Source organism: Streptomyces sp. cmx-4-9 (assembly GCF_046548835.1).
Lineage (GTDB): Bacteria > Actinomycetota > Actinomycetes > Streptomycetales > Streptomycetaceae > Streptomyces.
Genome location: NZ_JAEBEE010000001.1, coordinates 547249 through 563711 on the forward strand (window position 1 = coordinate 547249; position 16463 = coordinate 563711).

At 72.8% G+C, this 16463-nt stretch carries 11 protein-coding genes; 3 read left to right on the forward strand and 8 right to left on the reverse strand.

The window, feature by feature from the left end:
* Nucleotides 1-29: 29 nt before the first annotated feature.
* The 6 genes from ftsH to ACLJTM_RS02670 all read right to left on the reverse strand — a co-directional run bounded on the left by ftsH (nt 30) and on the right by ACLJTM_RS02670 (nt 9777).
* Nucleotides 30-1970, reverse strand: a complete 1941-nt coding sequence (gene ftsH, locus ACLJTM_RS02645; protein WP_411101683.1) for an ATP-dependent zinc metalloprotease FtsH — start codon at nt 1968-1970, stop codon at nt 30-32.
* Between the two features lie 143 nt (nt 1971-2113).
* Nucleotides 2114-3688 (reverse strand): signal recognition particle protein, encoded by a 1575-nt coding sequence (gene ffh, locus ACLJTM_RS02650; RefSeq protein ID WP_411101684.1) that lies wholly within the window; start codon nt 3686-3688, stop codon nt 2114-2116.
* Between the two features lie 167 nt (nt 3689-3855).
* Nucleotides 3856-6282: a [protein-PII] uridylyltransferase gene (locus ACLJTM_RS02655; protein ID WP_411101685.1), complete on the reverse strand. Its 2427-nt coding sequence runs from the start codon at nt 6280-6282 to the stop codon at nt 3856-3858.
* 17 nt (nt 6283-6299) lie between these two features.
* Nucleotides 6300-6638, reverse strand: a complete 339-nt coding sequence (locus tag ACLJTM_RS02660; RefSeq protein WP_411101686.1) for a P-II family nitrogen regulator — start codon at nt 6636-6638, stop codon at nt 6300-6302.
* Nucleotides 6635-7975 (reverse strand): ammonium transporter, encoded by a 1341-nt coding sequence (locus ACLJTM_RS02665; RefSeq protein WP_411101687.1) that lies wholly within the window; start codon nt 7973-7975, stop codon nt 6635-6637. Before ACLJTM_RS02665 ends, ACLJTM_RS02660 begins: the two co-directional genes overlap by 4 nt.
* A 311-nt stretch (nt 7976-8286) precedes the next feature.
* Nucleotides 8287-9777, reverse strand: a complete 1491-nt coding sequence (locus ACLJTM_RS02670; RefSeq protein WP_411101688.1) for a hypothetical protein — start codon at nt 9775-9777, stop codon at nt 8287-8289.
* Between the two features lie 408 nt (nt 9778-10185).
* Here ACLJTM_RS02670 and ACLJTM_RS02675 point away from each other — a divergent pair, with 408 nt between their 5' ends.
* A complete protein-coding gene (locus ACLJTM_RS02675; RefSeq protein ID WP_411102258.1) occupies nt 10186-10854 on the forward strand; it encodes a bifunctional DNA primase/polymerase in 669 nt (222 codons plus the stop codon).
* Nucleotides 10855-10966: 112 nt separating this feature from the next.
* Here the strand turns inward: ACLJTM_RS02675 and ftsY are convergent, their stop codons facing one another.
* Entirely contained in the window at nt 10967-12184 is a 1218-nt protein-coding gene (ftsY, locus tag ACLJTM_RS02680; protein WP_411101689.1) for a signal recognition particle-docking protein FtsY, read from the reverse strand.
* Between the two features lie 139 nt (nt 12185-12323).
* Between ftsY and ACLJTM_RS02685 the strand changes: the two genes are divergently transcribed.
* Together ACLJTM_RS02685 and ACLJTM_RS02690 are read left to right on the forward strand one after the other, a co-directional pair.
* Complete coding sequence (locus ACLJTM_RS02685; protein ID WP_411101690.1) at nt 12324-13826, forward strand: cytosine permease; 1503 nt, start codon at nt 12324-12326, stop codon at nt 13824-13826.
* Nucleotides 13827-13888: 62 nt separating this feature from the next.
* The gene (locus ACLJTM_RS02690) at nt 13889-14875 is read left to right on the forward strand and encodes an LLM class flavin-dependent oxidoreductase (protein ID WP_411101691.1); all 987 of its coding nucleotides are present in this window, start codon (nt 13889-13891) and stop codon (nt 14873-14875) included.
* A gap of 40 nt (nt 14876-14915) precedes the next feature.
* Here ACLJTM_RS02690 and ACLJTM_RS02695 read toward each other — a convergent pair whose 3' ends face one another.
* Complete coding sequence (locus ACLJTM_RS02695; protein WP_411101692.1) at nt 14916-16346, reverse strand: sugar porter family MFS transporter; 1431 nt, start codon at nt 16344-16346, stop codon at nt 14916-14918.
* Between the last annotated feature and the right edge of the window lie 117 nt (nt 16347-16463).

Consider the following 16463-nt stretch of genomic DNA (forward strand, 5'->3'; position numbering starts at 1 on the left):
TAGGGGACCCGGCGGCGCGCGCCGGGCGCTCAGTCCTGCGCGGGGTGGCCCTTGGCCGGCCGGTGGATCCCCGCGGCGGCGTAGGCGGCCGCCTCGTCCAGGGTCTCGGCGGCGAGGAGGGCCTCGGCCAGGTCGTCGAGCTGCGGGCGGTGTTCGCGCAGGAGGCGGCAGGCCTCCTCGTAGCACTCGTCCACCACTCGGCGCATCTCGCGGTCCACGGTGTCCAGGGTGGCGGGGGCGGCGGACAGGCCGTAGGGGCTCTGCCCGTCGGACGGGACGGCGGTGAGGCGGCCGACGCGTTCGCTCATGCCCCAGCGGGCGACCATGCCGCGGGCGAGGCCGGTGACCTGTTCGAGGTCGCTCTCCGAGCCCGTGGTGACCACGTCGTAGACCACCTGTTCGGCGGCCATGCCGCCCAGCGCTCCGACGATGCGGGCGCGCAGGTAGGGCTCGGTGTAGGCGTACCGGTCGGCGTCCGGGGCGGAGAGGGTGACGCCGAGGGCCCGGCCGCGGGGGACGATGGTGATCTTGCGGACGGGGTCGGTGCCGGGCTGGAGCATGCCCAGCAGGGCGTGGCCGCTCTCGTGGTAGGCGGTGCGGCGGCGCTCCTCCTCCGGCATGACCAGGGAGCGTTCCGCGCCGAGCTGGACCTTCTCCAGGGCGTCGGAGAGGTCGGCGGCGGTGACCGCGGGCTGTCCGCGCCTGACGGCCAGCAGGGCGGCCTCGTTGGCCAGGTTGGCCAGTTCCGCGCCGGTCATCCCGGGGGTGGTGCGGGCCACCTGGGCCAGGTCCACGTCGCCGGCGAGGGGGATCTCGCGGGTGTGGATGCGCAGGATCGCCTCGCGGCCGGTCCGGTCGGGCGGGGAGACGACCACGGTGCGGTCGAAGCGGCCGGGCCGGGTCAGCGCCGGGTCCAGGACGTCGGCGCGGTTGGTGGCGGCCAGCACGATCACGCCCTCCGAACCGGTGAACCCGTCCATCTCGGTCAGGATCTGGTTCAGGGTCTGCTCGCGTTCGTCGTGGCCGCCCATGCCCGCGCCCGCGCCCCGGGCCCGGCCGATGGTGTCGATCTCGTCGATGAAGATGATCGCGGGGGCCACCTTGCGCGCCTCGGTGAACAGTTCGCGGACCCGGGAGGCGCCGACGCCGACGATCATCTCGATGAACTCGGAGGCGGAGGCGGAGAAGAAGGGGACCCCGGCCTCGCCCGCGACCGCCCGCGCGAGCAGGGTCTTGCCGGTGCCGGGCGGCCCGGACAGCAGGACGCCCCGGGGCATCCGGGCGCCCATGCGCCGGTACTGCTGCGGGTTCTTCAGGAAGTCCACGACGTCGTTGAGCTCGCCCTCGACCTCGTCGATGCCGGCCACGTCCTCGAAGGTCGTGCGCGGGGCGCCCTCCTGGAGCTCCACCGGTTTGGGCGGTGCCTTGCGGCCCAAGCCGCCCATGCCGCCCGCCGCGGCGCCCATCCGGCGGGCGACGACCACCCACAGCAGGACGAGCAGCAGCATCGGGGCGAGGGAGAGCAGCAGGTTGGCCAGGAAGCTGCGCTGGACGACGACCGGGGAAGCGGTCACCGTGACGTTCTGCCGGGTGAGGTTCGCCCACAGGTCGTCGTCGGCGAAGGCCGGGCGCTGGGTGACGAATTTGGTGTAGTCGTCCTTGTCCCCGTCGGGCAGCTTGCGGGACTCCTTCAGCTGGCCCTGGATGGCGTCGCCCTTGGAGTAGATCTTCGAGACGTTGCCGTTGGCGACCTGCTTGCTGAACTCGGTGTACGAGATGGTCGGCTCGTCGCCCTCGTTGAAGAAGGACAGCACCAGGTTGGTGAGCACGAACACGATCGCGGCCGCCAGGATCAGCCCCCGCCAGCCGCCCGGCATCCGCCTCTTCGGTGCGGGGGCGGGCGGCGCCCCCTCGGAGCGCCAGGGCGAGTCCGCCCGGTCGCGGGGCGGTACGGGCGTGGGACTGGGCACGGGGCGCCTCCTTCTGCCGTCCTCCCGGCCGACCATAAGCGACAAATGCGCCCCTTGCCCCCGCAGACGAGGACGGGCCCCGGCCGCGCGACCACGTGGTCGCCTCCCCCGGCCGGGGCCCGTCCTGCGCGTCTGCGCGGGTCCTACTTCATGAACTTCTTGAACTCGTCCGGCAGGTCGAAGTCCTGGCCGCCCTGGCCGCCGCCGGCCGGGAGCCCGAAGGGGTTGCCGCCCGCGGGCGGCTCGACCGCCTGCGGGCCCTGCTCGCGGCGCGCGGCGGCTGCCGCCTCTTCTTCCCTGCGCTTCATGGGGTTGCCGCTCTTGCGCTTGCCCTTGGCCTGCTTGACCTGCTTCTTCTGCCGGCCGGGGCCGCCGCCCATCCCGGGGATGCCGGGCATGCCGGGCATGCCGCCGCCCTGGGCCATGCGGGACATCATCTTGCGGGCGTCGAAGAAGCGCTCGACGAGCGACTTGACGGCGCTGACCTCGGTGCCGGAGCCCTTGGCGATCCGGGCCCGGCGCGAGCCGTTGATGATCGTCGGGTCCTGGCGCTCGGCCGGGGTCATCGACTTGATGATCGCGGCGGTGCGGTCCACGTCGCGCTCGTCGATGTTGTTGATCTGGTCCTTGATCTGCCCCATGCCCGGGAGCATGCCGAGCAGCTTGGAGATGGAGCCCATCTTGCGGACCTGCTCCATCTGGGCCAGGAAGTCGTCGAGCGTGAACTCCTTGGGGCCCTTGGCGAGCTTGGCCGCCATCTTCTCGGCCTCGGCCTGCGAGAAGGTCTTCTCGGCCTGCTCGATGAGGGTGAGCATGTCACCCATGTCGAGGATCCGGCCCGCCATGCGGTCCGGGTGGAAGGCGTCGAACTCGTCGAGCTTCTCGCCGTTCGAGGCGAACATGATCTGCTTGCCGGTGACGTGCGCGATGGAGAGCGCGGCGCCGCCGCGGGCATCGCCGTCGAGCTTGGAGAGCACCACGCCGTCGAAGCCGACGCCGTCGCGGAAAGCCTCCGCGGTGTTGACCGCGTCCTGGCCGATCATGGCGTCGACGACGAAGAGGATCTCGTCGGGGCTGACGGCGTCGCGGATGTCCGCGGCCTGCTGCATCAGCTCCTGGTCGATGCCGAGGCGGCCGGCGGTGTCGACGATCACGATGTCGAACTGCTTGGTGCGCGCGTACTCGACGGAGTCCTTCGCGACCTGGACCGGGTCGCCGACGCCGTTGCCCGGCTGGGGCGCGTAGACCGCGACGCCCGCACGCTCGGCGACGACGGACAGCTGGTTGACCGCGTTGGGGCGCTGGAGGTCGCAGGCGACGAGCAGCGGGGCGTGGCCCTGGCCCTTCAGCCACAGGCCGAGCTTTCCGGCGAGGGTGGTCTTGCCGGCGCCCTGGAGACCCGCGAGCATGATCACGGTGGGCGCGGTCTTGGCGAAGCGCAGGCGCCGGGTCTCGCCGCCCAGGATGGTGACGAGCTCGTCGTTGACGATCTTCAGGACCTGCTGGCCGGGGTTCAGCGCCTTGCTGACCTCCTCGCCGCGGGCCCTTTCCTTGACGTTGGCGATGAAGGACCGGACGACCGGGAGGGCGACATCGGCCTCGAGGAGGGCGATACGGATTTCCCGGGCCGCTGCGTCGATGTCAGCCTCGGACAGCCGGCCTTTGCCGCGCAGGCCCTTGAAGGTATTCGCCAAGCGGTCGGAGAGCGTATCGAACACGGTGGTCGCGATTCCTCGGGTCGGGGGCGTGGTGGTCGTCCCCCAGGGTATCGGGCCGCGCCGCCGGCACGACCCCGCGGGCGGCTTTCCCTTCCGGGGCGCAGGAGGAGACGGCCCGGGCGCGGGGACGGGGCCGGGGAGGCAGGGCCCGGACCGCCGCTCCCGGGCTAGCCGAGGGCCGCCTGGACGGATTCCGCCAGGGCCGCGGCCGGGGCGGGCTCCAGCGGTTTGCCCTCCGGGGTGGTGACGTACAGCGTGTCCACCGCGTTCGCGCCCAGCGTCGAGACGTGGGCGCTGCGGACCCGGACGCCCCCGGCTTCCAGGGCCCGCCCGATGCGGTGCAGCAGCCCCACGGCGTCGGGGGCGCGGACCTCCAGGACGGTGGCGACCGAGGAGACGGCCGGGACCACCGCGACCCGCGGCGGCGGGGGGACCACCCCGCGGCGCCGCGGATAGGCGGCCTCGCGTTCCGCCAGCCTCGCCGGGACGTCCAGCGTGCCGTCCAGGGCCCGGACCAGGTCGGTGCGCAGCCGCGCGGCCTCAGGCAGCGCCCCGTACTCCGCGGCCACCCGCCAGCGCAGCACCAGCACCTCGCCGAGCCGGTCCGGGAGCTCCAGGGAGCGCAGTTCGGCCGCGCGTACGGTGAGCCGGTGCAGGGCCAGGACCCCGGCGGCCGCCGGGAGCACCCCCGGCTGGTCGGGGACGGCCACGACGAGCTCCGCCCCGACCGCGTCCTCCTCCTCGCGGGCGTGCAGCGCCAGGACCGGCTCGCGGGTGCGCAGGGCCTCCACCGCGAGGCGCTCCTGCTCCGTGGTGGGGATCTCCGGTTCGGCGGCCGCCGGGGCGGCGCCCTGGAGGACGGCTGCGACCCGCGCGACCAGGTCGGCGACGAGGGAGGCCCGCCAGGCGCTCCAGGCGGCCGGGCCGGTGGCGAGGGCATCGGCCTCGGTCAGGGCGTGCAGGACCTCCAGCGTGCCGGCGGACCCCACGGCCTCGGCGACCGCACCGACGGTGGCGGGGTCGTCCAGATCGCGCCGGGTCGCGGTGTCGATCAGCAGCAGGTGGTGGCGGACGAGGGTGCCGAGGACGGCGGCGTCCTGCGCGTCGAAGCCCACCCGGACGGCGACGTCCCGGGCGATGGTCTCGCCGGCCACCGAGTGGTCCCCTGGCCAGCCCTTGCCGATGTCGTGGAGCAGCGCGGCCATCAGCAGCAGGTCGGGCCGGCCCACCCGGCGGGTGAGCACCGAGGCCCGTACGGCCGTCTCGACCAGGTGCCGGTCGACCGTCCAGGTGTGGACGGGGTTGCGCTGCGGGCGGCAGCGGACCCGTTCCCAGTCGGGCAGCAGGCGGGTGACCAGGCCTTCGGCCTCCATCGCCTCCCACACCGCGACGGTGGGCTCCCCCGCGCCCAGCAGCGTCAGCAGCTGCTCGCGCGCCTCGGCCGGCCAGGGCACCGGCAGCGGCCTGCTCTGCGCCGCGAGCCGGCGCAGGGCGTGCAGCGAGACGGGCAGTCCCGCCTGGGCGGCGGCGGCGCCGAGCCGCAGCGCCAGCACGGGATCGCGGTCCGGGCGGGCGGCCAGCGCCAGTACGGCTTCCCCGTCGGACTCCACGACCCCCTCGGCCAGCGGCGCCCGCTCCCCGGCGGGGGCGCCCCGGCCGCCCAGCAGCCCGCGCAGCCTCGGCCGGGTGCTGCGGGCCCGCAGGACCCGGCCGACCTCCCGCCAGGTCACGTCCCCCGCGTACGCGACGACCCGGGCGGCCTCGTACACCTCGCGCAGCAGCGCGTCCGCGTCGAGCAGCCCGAGCTGCGCCGCGACCTGGTCCTGCTCCTGGAGGGCGAGCCGGTCGGTGGCGCGGCCCGTGACCAGGTGCAGGGCGTCCCGGGCGTCCAGCAGCCGGCGCCGGGCCTCGGCGAGCCCTTCGCGTGGGGCGTCGGCGAGCCAGGACGCGGCCACGGCGCGCAGGGCGGTGGCGTCCCGGAGCCCGCCCCGGGCCTCCTTGAGGTCGGGTTCCAGCAGGAAGCGCAGCTCACCCGACCGCTCGGCCCGCTCCCGGCACAGGGAGTGCAGCTCCGGGAGCCGTTTGGCGGCCTGGTTGCGCCAGTCGGCGAGGACCGAGGTGCGCAGTCCGGCGAGGAGCCCGGCGTCCCCGGCGACGGCCCGGGCGTCCAGCAGGCCGAGGTGCACCTTCAAATCCTCGGCGGCGGTCTTGCGGGCCTCGGCGGGGGTCCGTACCGAGTGGTCGAGGGCGAGGCCCAGGTCCCACACGGGGTACCAGAGCCGGTCGGCCAGCGCGGCGAGGGCCCGCGGCTCGGCCTTGCCGTCGTGCAGCAGGACCAGGTCGAGGTCGCTGCGCGGGGAGAGTTCGGCCCGGCCGTAGCCGCCGACGGCCACCAGGGCGGCGCCGCGCACCCCGGTCTCCCGTACGGCGGTCCGGAACAGCGCGGTCAGCCAGTCGTCGGTCAGCCCGGCCAGGGCGGAACGCCGCGAAGGCCCGGACTGCGGCTCCTCCTGGAGGAGCCGCAGCCGGGCCGCGGCGTAACCGCCGGGTCCCGAGTCGGCCGTGTGGTCCGTGTTCTCTTCGACGCTCGTCACCCGGGAGCTCCCGTCACCTAGAGCGCGTCAGCGCCGCGCTCGCCTGTGCGGACCCGGACCACCGAGTCCACGGGGACGCTCCACACCTTGCCGTCGCCGATCTTGCCGGTGCTGGCGACGCGCACGATGAGCTCGATCAGTTCCTCGGCCTCGCTGTCGTCGACGAGCACCTCGATGCGGATCTTCGGTACGAGGTCCACCTGGTACTCGGCGCCGCGGTAGACCTCGGTGTGGCCGCGCTGGCGGCCGTAGCCGCTGGCCTCGGAGACGGTCAGCCCCTGGACCCCGAAGGCCTGGAGGGCCTCCTTGATCTCGTCCAGTTTGTGCGGCTTGACGATCGCGGTGATCAGCTTCATGCGTCAACCTTCTTGCTCGCGGCGGGGGCGGGGGCGGCGGTGCTGCGCGGGGCGGTGCCGCCGCCGGCTCCGCTGAAGTCGTAGGCGGTCTCGGCGTGCTCGGCCTGGTCGATGCCGGCGACCTCGACGTCCTCGGTGACCCGCATCCCGATCGTCTTGTCGAGGAGGAAGGCGAGGACCGCGGACACCACGAGAGAGTAGGCGAGGACCGCGAAGACGCCGACGGCCTGCTTGCCGAGCTGTTCCAGGCCGCCGCCGTAGAAGAGGCCGGCCACGTCGGACTGGACTCCGCCGGTGGCGAAGAGCCCGACGAGCAGGGAGCCCGCGACACCGCCGACGAGGTGCACGCCGACCACGTCGAGGGAGTCGTCGAAGCCGAACCTGTACTTCAGGCCCACCGCCATGGCGCAGAGCACGCCGGCGATGGCGCCGACGGCGATCGCGCCGAGCGGGCTGACGGCTCCGCCCGCGGGGGTGATGGCGACGAGGCCCGCGACGGCGCCGGAGGCGGCGCCGAGGGTGGTGAAGGAGCCGTGGCGCAGCTTCTCGTAGCCGAGCCAGGCCAGCATGGCGGCGGCGGTGGCCACCTGGGTGTTGACGAACATGACCGCGCCGACGCCGTCGTCGTTGCCGAGCCAGGAGCCCGCGTTGAAGCCGAACCAGCCGAACCAGAGCAGGCCGGCGCCGAGCATCACCAGGGGGAGGCTGTGCGGGCGCATCGGGTCCTTCTTGAAGCCGACGCGCTTGCCGATGACGAGGATCACGCCGAGGGCGGCGGCGCCCGCGTTGATGTGGACGGCGGTGCCGCCGGCGAAGTCGATGACGCCGAGCTCGAAGAGCCAGCCGCCGGCGCCCCAGACCCAGTGGGCGACGGGGAAGTAGACGACGGTCACCCACAGGGCGGTGAACAAGGCCCAGGAGCCGAACTTGACGCGGTCGGCCAGCGCACCGCTGATCAGGGCGGGGGTGATGACGGCGAACATCAGCTGGAAGACGGCGAAGACGTAGACCGGGATGGTGTAGCCGTCCCAGAGCTCGGTGATCCCGATGCCGCTGAGGCCGACGTAGTCGGAGTTCCAGCCGATGAGGGAGCCGGAGTCGGTGCCGAAGGCGAGGCTGAAGCCGTAGAGGACCCACAGGATCGTGACGATCCCGAGGCTGATGAAGCTCATCATCAGCATGTTGAGGCTGCTCTTGACGCGGACCATGCCTCCGTAGAAGAAGGCGAGTCCCGGGGTCATCAGCATGACCAGGGCGGAGCAGATGAGCATGAACCCGGTGTTCGCGGCAGACAGCGTCGGGGCGTCTGCTGCGAGGGTCGTGATGGCTGATGCCATCGGCGTCTCCTCGTCGTCGGTACGTTCGCGTGCGGGCGATCGTGAAAACCTGAGCGGCGGTACGGGGTGTCCGGCCGGGCGGGGGAGCTGGCCGGTTAGTGACCCCGAGATTCGCGCAGGCCGGTTTCCGGCGGCGCCGCTGGGTGTTTCGTGCCGATGACGAAGAGGTCGTGCGTGTTACGCGTCCATGAACGGGCGGCGGGGGGAGAGCCGGCCGCGGCAGTACCCGGACGTCCTGGCTGGGGGAGCCTGATCGGGCTTCACGGGGTGACTGCCGCGGCCGGGGCCTGAGGGGGCGGCCGCCCGGGTCGTCAGACGGCCGCCGCGGCTTCGGGGAGCCGCGAGGCGAGGTGGTCGGTGAGCCGGACCACCTCGGCGACGCCGCCGTACTCACGGGCGGCGGAGTCCACGGTCTTGCGCAGCCGGGTGTTCACCCGTTCGGAGCGCACCTTTCCCGCCACGTCGAGGGCGCGGTCGACGAGGACGGCGGCCTGCTCGGGCTCGCGTTGGAGCAGGTGGACGGTGGCCATGCCGATCAGGTTGAGGGCGTAGGAGCGCTGGTGCTCCTCGTCCTTCTCGAAGAGCTGGACGGCCCGTTCCATGACGGGTTCGGCGAGGGAGGCGTACATGGGGCTGCGGCCCGCCACGTAGGCCAGGTCGCGGTACGAGTGCGAGTTCTCCCCGTTCAGCTCGGCCTCGGAGAAGAAGCGGATCCAGTCGGGTTCGGGCTCTCCTCCGAAGGCGACGTCGCCGAAGGTGTCCTCGGCCATCCGCACGGCCCTCTTGCAGCGGCTGGGCTGCCCCATGTTGGCGTACGCGCGGGCCTCCATCGCATACAGCATGGCCTGGGTGCGGGGGCCGGCGCAGTCGCGGCTGCCGTACTGGGCGAGGTGCACGAGTTCCAGGGCGTCCTCGGGGCGGCCGAGGTGGATCATCTGGCGGCTCATGCCGGAGAGGATGTACGAGCCGAGCGGCTTGTCCCCGGCCTCCTTCGCGGCGTGCAGGGCGAGGACGAAGTACTTCTGCGCGGTGGGGTGCAGCCCGATGTCGTAGCTCATCCAGCCGGCCAGTTCGGCGAGTTCCGCGGCGACCTTGAACAGCCGCTTCATGACCGGCGCGGGGTGGCTCTCCTGGAGCAGGTCGGTGACCTCGTGCAGCTGGCCCACGACCGCTTTGCGGCGCAGTCCGCCGCCGCATTGGGCGTCCCACTGGCGGAACATCACGGTGGTGGCATCGAGGAGGTCGAGTTCCGGTTCGGAGAGCCTGGGCGGGCGGTGGCCGCCGAGGGCGCCCGCCGGCCCCGCCTCCCGCGGTCCCGGGTCGGCGGCCGGGACGGGGACGAGCCAGCGCTGCATGGGCTCGATGAGGGCGGGGCCGGCGGAGAGGGCGAGCGAGGTCCCGAGGAAGCCGCGGCGGGCCAGCATCAGGTCGCTGCGGGAGAACTCGCCGAGCAGTTCCACGGTCTGCGGGCCGGCCCAGGGCAGGTCGACGCCCGAGACGGAGGGGGTCTGGTGGGCGGTGCGCAGCCCGAGCTGCTCGATGGCGACGACGGAGCCGAAGCGCTCGGAGAACAGCTCGGAGAGGATCCGCGGGACGGGCTCGCGCGGCTGCTCGCCGTCCAGCCAGCGGCGTACCCGGGAGGTGTCGGTGCTGATGTGGTGGGCGCCCATCTGGCGGGCCCGGCGGTTGACCTGGCGGGCGAGTTCGCCCTTGGACCAACCGCTGCGCACGAACCACGAGGTCAGCGACTCGTTCCGGTCGGCTGACTCCTCACCCGTTCCGCTTGCGCCGCTGCCGCTCACTGGAACGCCCCCATCCGCTCAGCCTCTTCACACGGAACCCTGGCGGGGACGGCGGGTGCCGCCACGGACCTTCACAAGTCCTTCACTCATTGCCTCCGGCATACCCACGCTCGGGTCCGCCTTCGGGGCTCGTGCAACCGAAAGTAATCCTACGATCACCCCCACGGCGAGGTCGATTCCACAAACGCCACCATTCGCCACCCCTTTGAATGAACTCGCCACCGGCCAGGCGCGATTCACTTGACACGAGGCGAGAACGGACCGGTTGGACTGGAGTGCACCCGGGGCGCGCGCGGCGAGGAGTGCGCCGGGCGGCCCTCGGGGGACGCCCCGCAGGCACGCTCCGGCAGCAGGTCCGGCCGGCGTCGTAACCACCGGCACGTCCGACCCGTTGGAGGGGGCATGGGCATGGGCTTCACGATCGGCGGCAGCCGCGGCACCAGGGAGTTCCGTTCCGGCGTCCGGCGCCGCGGGCGGACCTCGGAGTGCACGGCGGTGGCGGAGTACACCGGACTGTGGGGCTGGGACGTGGTGCCGGGCGCCCGGGCCGCGGGACCCGGCCGCGACTGCTCCTGCGGGGACCCGGGGTGTACCGCGCCGGGGGCGCACCCGCTGGCCTTCGCCCCCACGGTCAAGGCCGGCGCCACCCTGGACGAGGTGACCGAGGCCTGGGGCGGCTACCCGGGCGCCGCGGTCCTGCTGCCGGCGGGCCACTCCTTCGACGTCATCGAGGTCTCCGAGGAGGTCGGACGGCGCGCGCTCGTCCGGCTGGAGCGGATGGGGCTGCCGCTGGGCCCGGTCACCGGGACCCCCGACGGCCGGGCCCAGTTCTTCGTGGCCCCCGGTGCGGCGGCCGGGCTGCCACACCTGCTGTACCGGATGGGCTGGGACGACGCCGACCTCGACCTGCGGGCCCTGGGGCTGGGGGCCTTCGTCACCGCCCCGCCCTCCGACCGGGCCGGCCGCGGCCCCGTCCGCTGGCTGCGCCCCCCGGGCCTGGACTGCGCCGGCGGCCCGCCCGAGGCCCGGCTGCTGCTGGGCACCCTGGCCTACCTCTGCCACCGCTTCCGCCACTGAGCGTCCCGCCGGATCGTGCCCGGTACGCGTACGGCCCGCTCCCCCCGGCCGGGGGGAGCGGGCCGTACGTACGCCCGGGGGCCGTGCTTCACTCGCCGGTTCAGTCGCCGGTTCAGTCGCCGATCAGGGCGTCCACGAACGCCTCCGGCTCGAAGGGGGCCAGGTCGTCGGGGCCCTCGCCCAGACCGATCAGCTTGACCGGGACGCCCAGCTCGCGCTGGACGGCGACGACGATGCCGCCCTTGGCGGTGCCGTCGAGCTTGGTCAGCACGATGCCGGTGATGTCCACCACCTCGGCGAAGACGCGGGCCTGCGTCAGTCCGTTCTGGCCGGTGGTGGCGTCGAGGACCAGCAGGATCTCGTCCAGCGGACCGTGCTTCTCCACGACGCGCTTGACCTTGCCGAGCTCGTCCATCAGGCCGGTCTTGGTGTGCAGGCGTCCCGCGGTGTCGATGAGCACCACGTCGGCGCCCTCGGCGATGCCCTCCTTGACCGCGTCGTAGGCGATCGAGGCGGGGTCGCCGCCCTCGGGGCCGCGCACGGTGCGGGCGCCGACGCGCTCCCCCCAGGTCTGGAGCTGGTCGGCGGCGGCGGCGCGGAAGGTGTCGGCTGCGCCGAGCACCACGCTGCGGCCGTCGGCGACGAGCACCCGGGCCAGCTTTCCGGTGGTGGTGGTCTTGCCGGTGCCGTTCACGCCGACGACCATCACGACGGCGGGGGTGTCGACGCCGCTCTCGGTCTTCACGGCGCGGTCGAAGTCGGTGCCGACCAGGGTCAGCAGTTCCTCCTTCAGCAGCGCACGCAGGTCCGCGGGGGTGCGGGTGCCGAGCACCTTGACCCGCTCGCGGAGCCGGTCGACCAGTTCCTGCGTCGGGACGACACCGACGTCGGCGATGAGGAGGGTCTCCTCGATCTCCTCCCAGGTGTCCTCGTCGAGGTGCTCGCGGGAGAGCAGCGTGAGCAGCCCCTTGCCGAGGGAGTTCTGCGACCGGGCGAGGCGGGCGCGCAGCCGGATCAGGCGGCCGGCGGTGGGCTCGGGCACCTCGATCGCGGGCGCGGCCGGGGCGACCGGGTCCTCGACGGCGACCGGTGAGTCGGTGGCCGCCGCCGCATCGGGGAGGGTGACCTCCTCGATGGTGCGGCGCGGCTCTTCGGCCGTCGGTGCGGCGTCCTCCCCCACCTGGGGTTCGGCGGGCGGGGCAGTGATGGTCGGCGTGCTCGACGGTGCCGGGGGCGGCAGCTGCTTCTTCTTGCGGCTGCTGACCACGAGCCCGCTGATCGCGCCGACCGCGACCAGGGCGATGACTACAGCAAGGATGAGGATTTCCATAACCTCCCCAGTATCGGCCACCGGGGCGCGGAAGCCGGGACCTTGGAGGTTCCCACCAGGACTGAAGCCCCTATGGGCCGTTTTAACAGCACATCTATGATGATGGGCGACTCCCCACCTCCTCCCCCACGGAGTACCCATGCCTGCCGAGCCTGCCGCCGGCGTCATAGCGGCCCCCGCCGACGGTCCCGCCGAGGGTCCCGCCGAGAACGCCTCCCGGAGTCCCGCCGGGGGTCCGGCCGGGAGCGCCGTCGAGACCCGGGGCCTGGAGCCCGTACCGGACGGGGAGCGCCGGGGCCGGGTCCGCGAGCTCGTCCCCACCTGGGTCGCCGCCAACATCAGCGTGCTGCTGCTGACCATGGGCGCCGGGCTGGTGATCTTCAACAAGCTGAACATCTGGCAGGTGCTGGTCGTCGCGGTCGCGGCGCCCGTGGTCTCGTACGGGATCGTCGGGGTGATCTCGCTGGCCGGCAAGCGCGGCGGCGCGCCCGGCATGGCCCTGTCGCGGGCCGTGTTCGGGCAGCGCGGCAACCTCTTCCCGGGGGCGCTGATCTGGGTGGCCCGCTGGGGCTGGGAGACGATCAACGCGGTCAGCGGCGCCTATGCCGTGCTGACCGTCCTCGACCTGCTCTTCGGCATCAGGCGCAGCACCGCCCTGATCGTCGTCACCCTGCTGTTCTTCGTGGGCTGCACCTTCGTGGTCTCGGGCCTGGGCATCAAGGCGCTGCGCGTCTGCTCCACCTGGTCCACCTACCTCTTCGGCGCGTTCAGCGTGCTCGTCCTCGGCTACCTGGCGGCCACCACCGACTGGTCCGCCGTCTTCGGCAAGCCGGCCGGCTCCACGGCGATGATGGTCGCGGGCATCGGCACGATCGCGGCCGGCGGTATCAGCTGGGTGCCCTCCGGCCCCGACTTCACCCGCTACCTGCCGCGCACCGCCTCCTCCCGGGGCGTGGTCGCCGCGACGGTCGGCGGCGCGGGAGTCGTGGTCCTGCCGATGGTGCTGATGGGCGCGGTCATGGCCGTCGGCACCCCGGACCTGGCGACCGCCCAGGACCCGGTCTCCTTCATCGGCGAGCTGCTGCCGACCTGGATCGCGGTGCCGTACCTGCTCATCGCCGTCGTCGGCATGCTGCTGATCAACTCGATGTCCATGTACTCGGCCGGTTTCACCGCGCAGACCCTCGGCATCAAGGTCCCCCGGGCCTGGGCGGTCAGCGTCAACGCCGTCATCAGCCTGGTCTTCGGCTTCCTGCTGATGGTGGTGGCGACCAGCTTCTTCGGCTCGTTCATCTCCTTCCTGACCCTGCTGGCCGTGGCCTTCTCCGCGTGGATCGGGGTCTTCGGCGTGGACATGCTGCGCCGCAGGACCTACGACGGCACGGCCCTGCTGGACACCACGCGGACCAGCGCCTACTGGTACCGGGGCGGCTTCGCCTGGCAGGCGATGACCGCCTGGGCCCTCGCCCTGGTGGTGGGGCTGCTGTTCACCTCGGTGGACTGGTTCAGCGGCCCGCTCTCGGACACCTGGATCGGGCACAACGGCCTCGGCTGGGTCGCGGGGATCGTCACCTCGGGCGTGCTGTACGCGGCGCTGCCGCGCACGGCGGAGCCCCGGCCGACGGAATCCCTGTCCAACTGACGCTGCGTCAGCTAACGTCCCCCTTCGCCCGCCCACCCCATCCGGCGAAGGGGGACTTCTCCATGCCCATCACCGTGGCCCGGTTCAATCTCGTCGACCCGAACGGCACCCCGGAGTCCCTCTCCGCCCGCTACAGGGCGGCCCTGGAAATGGCCCGGTACGCCGACGACCGCGGGATCGACACCGTCCAGACCGAGGAGCACCACGGCACCGCCAACAACTGGCTGCCCTCGCCGTTCGCCTTCGCGGGCGCGGTCTTCGGCGCCACCCGCCGCATCGCGGTCACCGTCTCGGCGATCATCGGCCCGCTGTACGACCCGCTGAGGGCGGCCGAGGAGATCGCGGTCCTGGACCTGCTGAGCGGCGGTCGGCTGGTCACGGTCGCGGGCATCGGCTACCGGCCCGAGGAGTACGCGCAGCAGGGCGTGGAGTGGGCCCGGCGCGGCCGCCTCCAGGACGAGCTGCTGGAGACCCTGCTGCAGGCGTGGACCGGGGAGCCCTTCGCGTTCCGGGGCCGCACCGTACGGGTGACCCCGCGCCCCTTCACCCGGCCGCACCCGCTGCTGCTGGTCGGCGGCAGCTCCGAGGCGGCGGCCCGGCGCGCTGCCCGGCTGGGGCTGCCGTTCTTCCCCAGCGCCCACCTCCCCGAGCTGGAGGCGTACTACCGGGCGAAGTTGGCCGAGTACGGCACGGAGGGCTTCTGCATGATGCCCGCGGCGCAGACCCCGCTGCTGCACATCGCGGAGGACCCGGACCGGACGTGGGCGCAGTACGGCGAGCACTTCCTGCACGAGGCGGGCACGTACGCGTCCTGGCAGTCCCGGGACATCCGCAGCGCGGTGCGGTCGGGGGCGCGCTCGGTGGCGGAGCTCCGCGAGGAGGGCGTCTACCGGATCCTCACTCCGGACGAGGCGCTCGCCTACGCCCGGGGCGCGGGCGAGGCCGGGAACCTGGTCCTGCACCCGCTGTGCGGGGGCATGCCGGTGGACGAGGGCTGGCGGAGCCTGCACCTGCTGTGCGAACGGGTACTGCCCCGGCTCAAGGACTGAGCCGGGGCAGTATCGAGGAGAGGGGTGGCGGCGGGGATGGTTACCCCATCTCCTCCAGCGCCTTGCCCTTGGTCTCCGGCACCCACTTGAGGATGAAGGGGATCGAGAGCATGGCGAAGACTGCGTAGATGACGTACGCACCGGAGAGGTTCCAGTCCGAGAGCGTCGGGAAGCTGACGGTGATGACCCAGTTGGCGATCCACTGGGCGGCGGCCGCCACGCCGAGGGCGGCGGCGCGGATCCGGCCCGGGAACATCTCGCCGAGCAGCACCCAGACCACCACGCCCCAGGACAGGGCGAAGAAGAGGACGAAGCAGTTGGCCGCGATGATGGCCACGAGCCCCTGGGTCTCCGGCAGGGAGACATCCGCGCCGCTGCCCGTCCGGTAGGAGAAGGCCCAGGCGGCGAGGGCGAGGGAGATCGTCATGCCGGCGGAGCCGATGAGGGCCAGCGGCTTGCGGCCGATCCGGTCCACGAGCAGCATCGCGATCACCGTGCCGATGATGTTCACGACGGAGGTCTCGAAGGAGTACAGGAACGAGGAGCTCGGGTCGACGCCGACGGACTGCCACAGCGAGGAGCTGTAGTAGAAGATCACGTTGATGCCGACGAGCTGCTGGAAGACGGAGAGGCCGATGCCGACCCAGACGATCGGCAGGAAGCCCATGCGGCCGCCGAGCAGGTCCTTGAAGGTCGACTTCTGCTCCGAGTGGATGGCGTTGTCGATCTCGCGGACGCGGGCGTCGGCGTCGATGCCCTCGCCCTCGACCTCGCGCAGGACCGTCTTGGCCTTGTCCATGCGGCCGACCGAGACGAGGAAGCGCGGGGACTCCGGGATCGCGAAGGACAGCAGGCCGTAGAGCACGGCCGGGACGACCATGACGCCGAGCATCCACTGCCAGGCTTCCAGGCCGCCGATCTCGCCGCGCTGGTCGCCGTCGGCGAGGTTGAGGATGCCCCAGTTGACCAGCTGGGAGACCGCGATGCCGATGACGATGGCGGCCTGCTGGAAGGAGGCGAGCCGGCCGCGGTAGGCGGGCGGGGAGACCTCGGCGATGTAGGCGGGGCCGATCACCGAGGCCATGCCGATGCCGAAGCCGCCGATGATGCGCCACATCGCGAGGTCCCAGAGCGCGAACGGCAGGGCCGAGCCGATGGCGCTGGCGGTGAAGAGGACGGCGGCGATCTGCATGCAGCGGATCCGGCCGATGCGGTCGGCGATGCGGCCGGCGGTGGCGGCGCCGAAGGCGCAGCCGATCAGGGCGGCCGCGATCACCTGGGCGAGGGTTCCGGAGCCGACGTCGAAGCGGTCGCGGATGGCCTCGACGGCGCCGTTGATGACGGAGCTGTCGTATCCGAAGAGGAATCCGCCCATGGCCGCGGCGGCGGTGATGAAGATGACGTGCCCCAGGTGCTCGGGCTGGGACGCGTTTCCACCGCCTGCCGCGGGTGCGTTCGCTGTGCTGGTCAAGGTGCGCTCCTGGGCCCGGCGCCGACGGCGGGCAGCGTGGGGGAAGTGGGCTCTCGTGTGGTCGCCTGAACGTGTGCCTCCAGTGGCGCACATCAAACAGTGCGCCACCACCTGAAG

Bases quoted from the DNA above. Each gene is read 5' to 3' on its own strand.
- ACLJTM_RS02660 (WP_411101686.1), bottom strand. From the start codon at position 6,638: ATGAAGCTGATCACCGCGATCGTCAAGCCGCACAAACTGGACGAGATC.
- ACLJTM_RS02665 (WP_411101687.1), bottom strand. From the start codon at position 7,975: ATGGCATCAGCCATCACGACCCTCGCAGCAGACGCCCCGACGCTGTCT.
- ACLJTM_RS02675 (WP_411102258.1), top strand. From the start codon at position 10,186: ATGGGCTTCACGATCGGCGGCAGCCGCGGCACCAGGGAGTTCCGTTCC.
- ftsY (WP_411101689.1), bottom strand. From the start codon at position 12,184: ATGGAAATCCTCATCCTTGCTGTAGTCATCGCCCTGGTCGCGGTCGGC.
- ACLJTM_RS02685 (WP_411101690.1), top strand. From the start codon at position 12,324: ATGCCTGCCGAGCCTGCCGCCGGCGTCATAGCGGCCCCCGCCGACGGT.
- ACLJTM_RS02690 (WP_411101691.1), top strand. From the start codon at position 13,889: ATGCCCATCACCGTGGCCCGGTTCAATCTCGTCGACCCGAACGGCACC.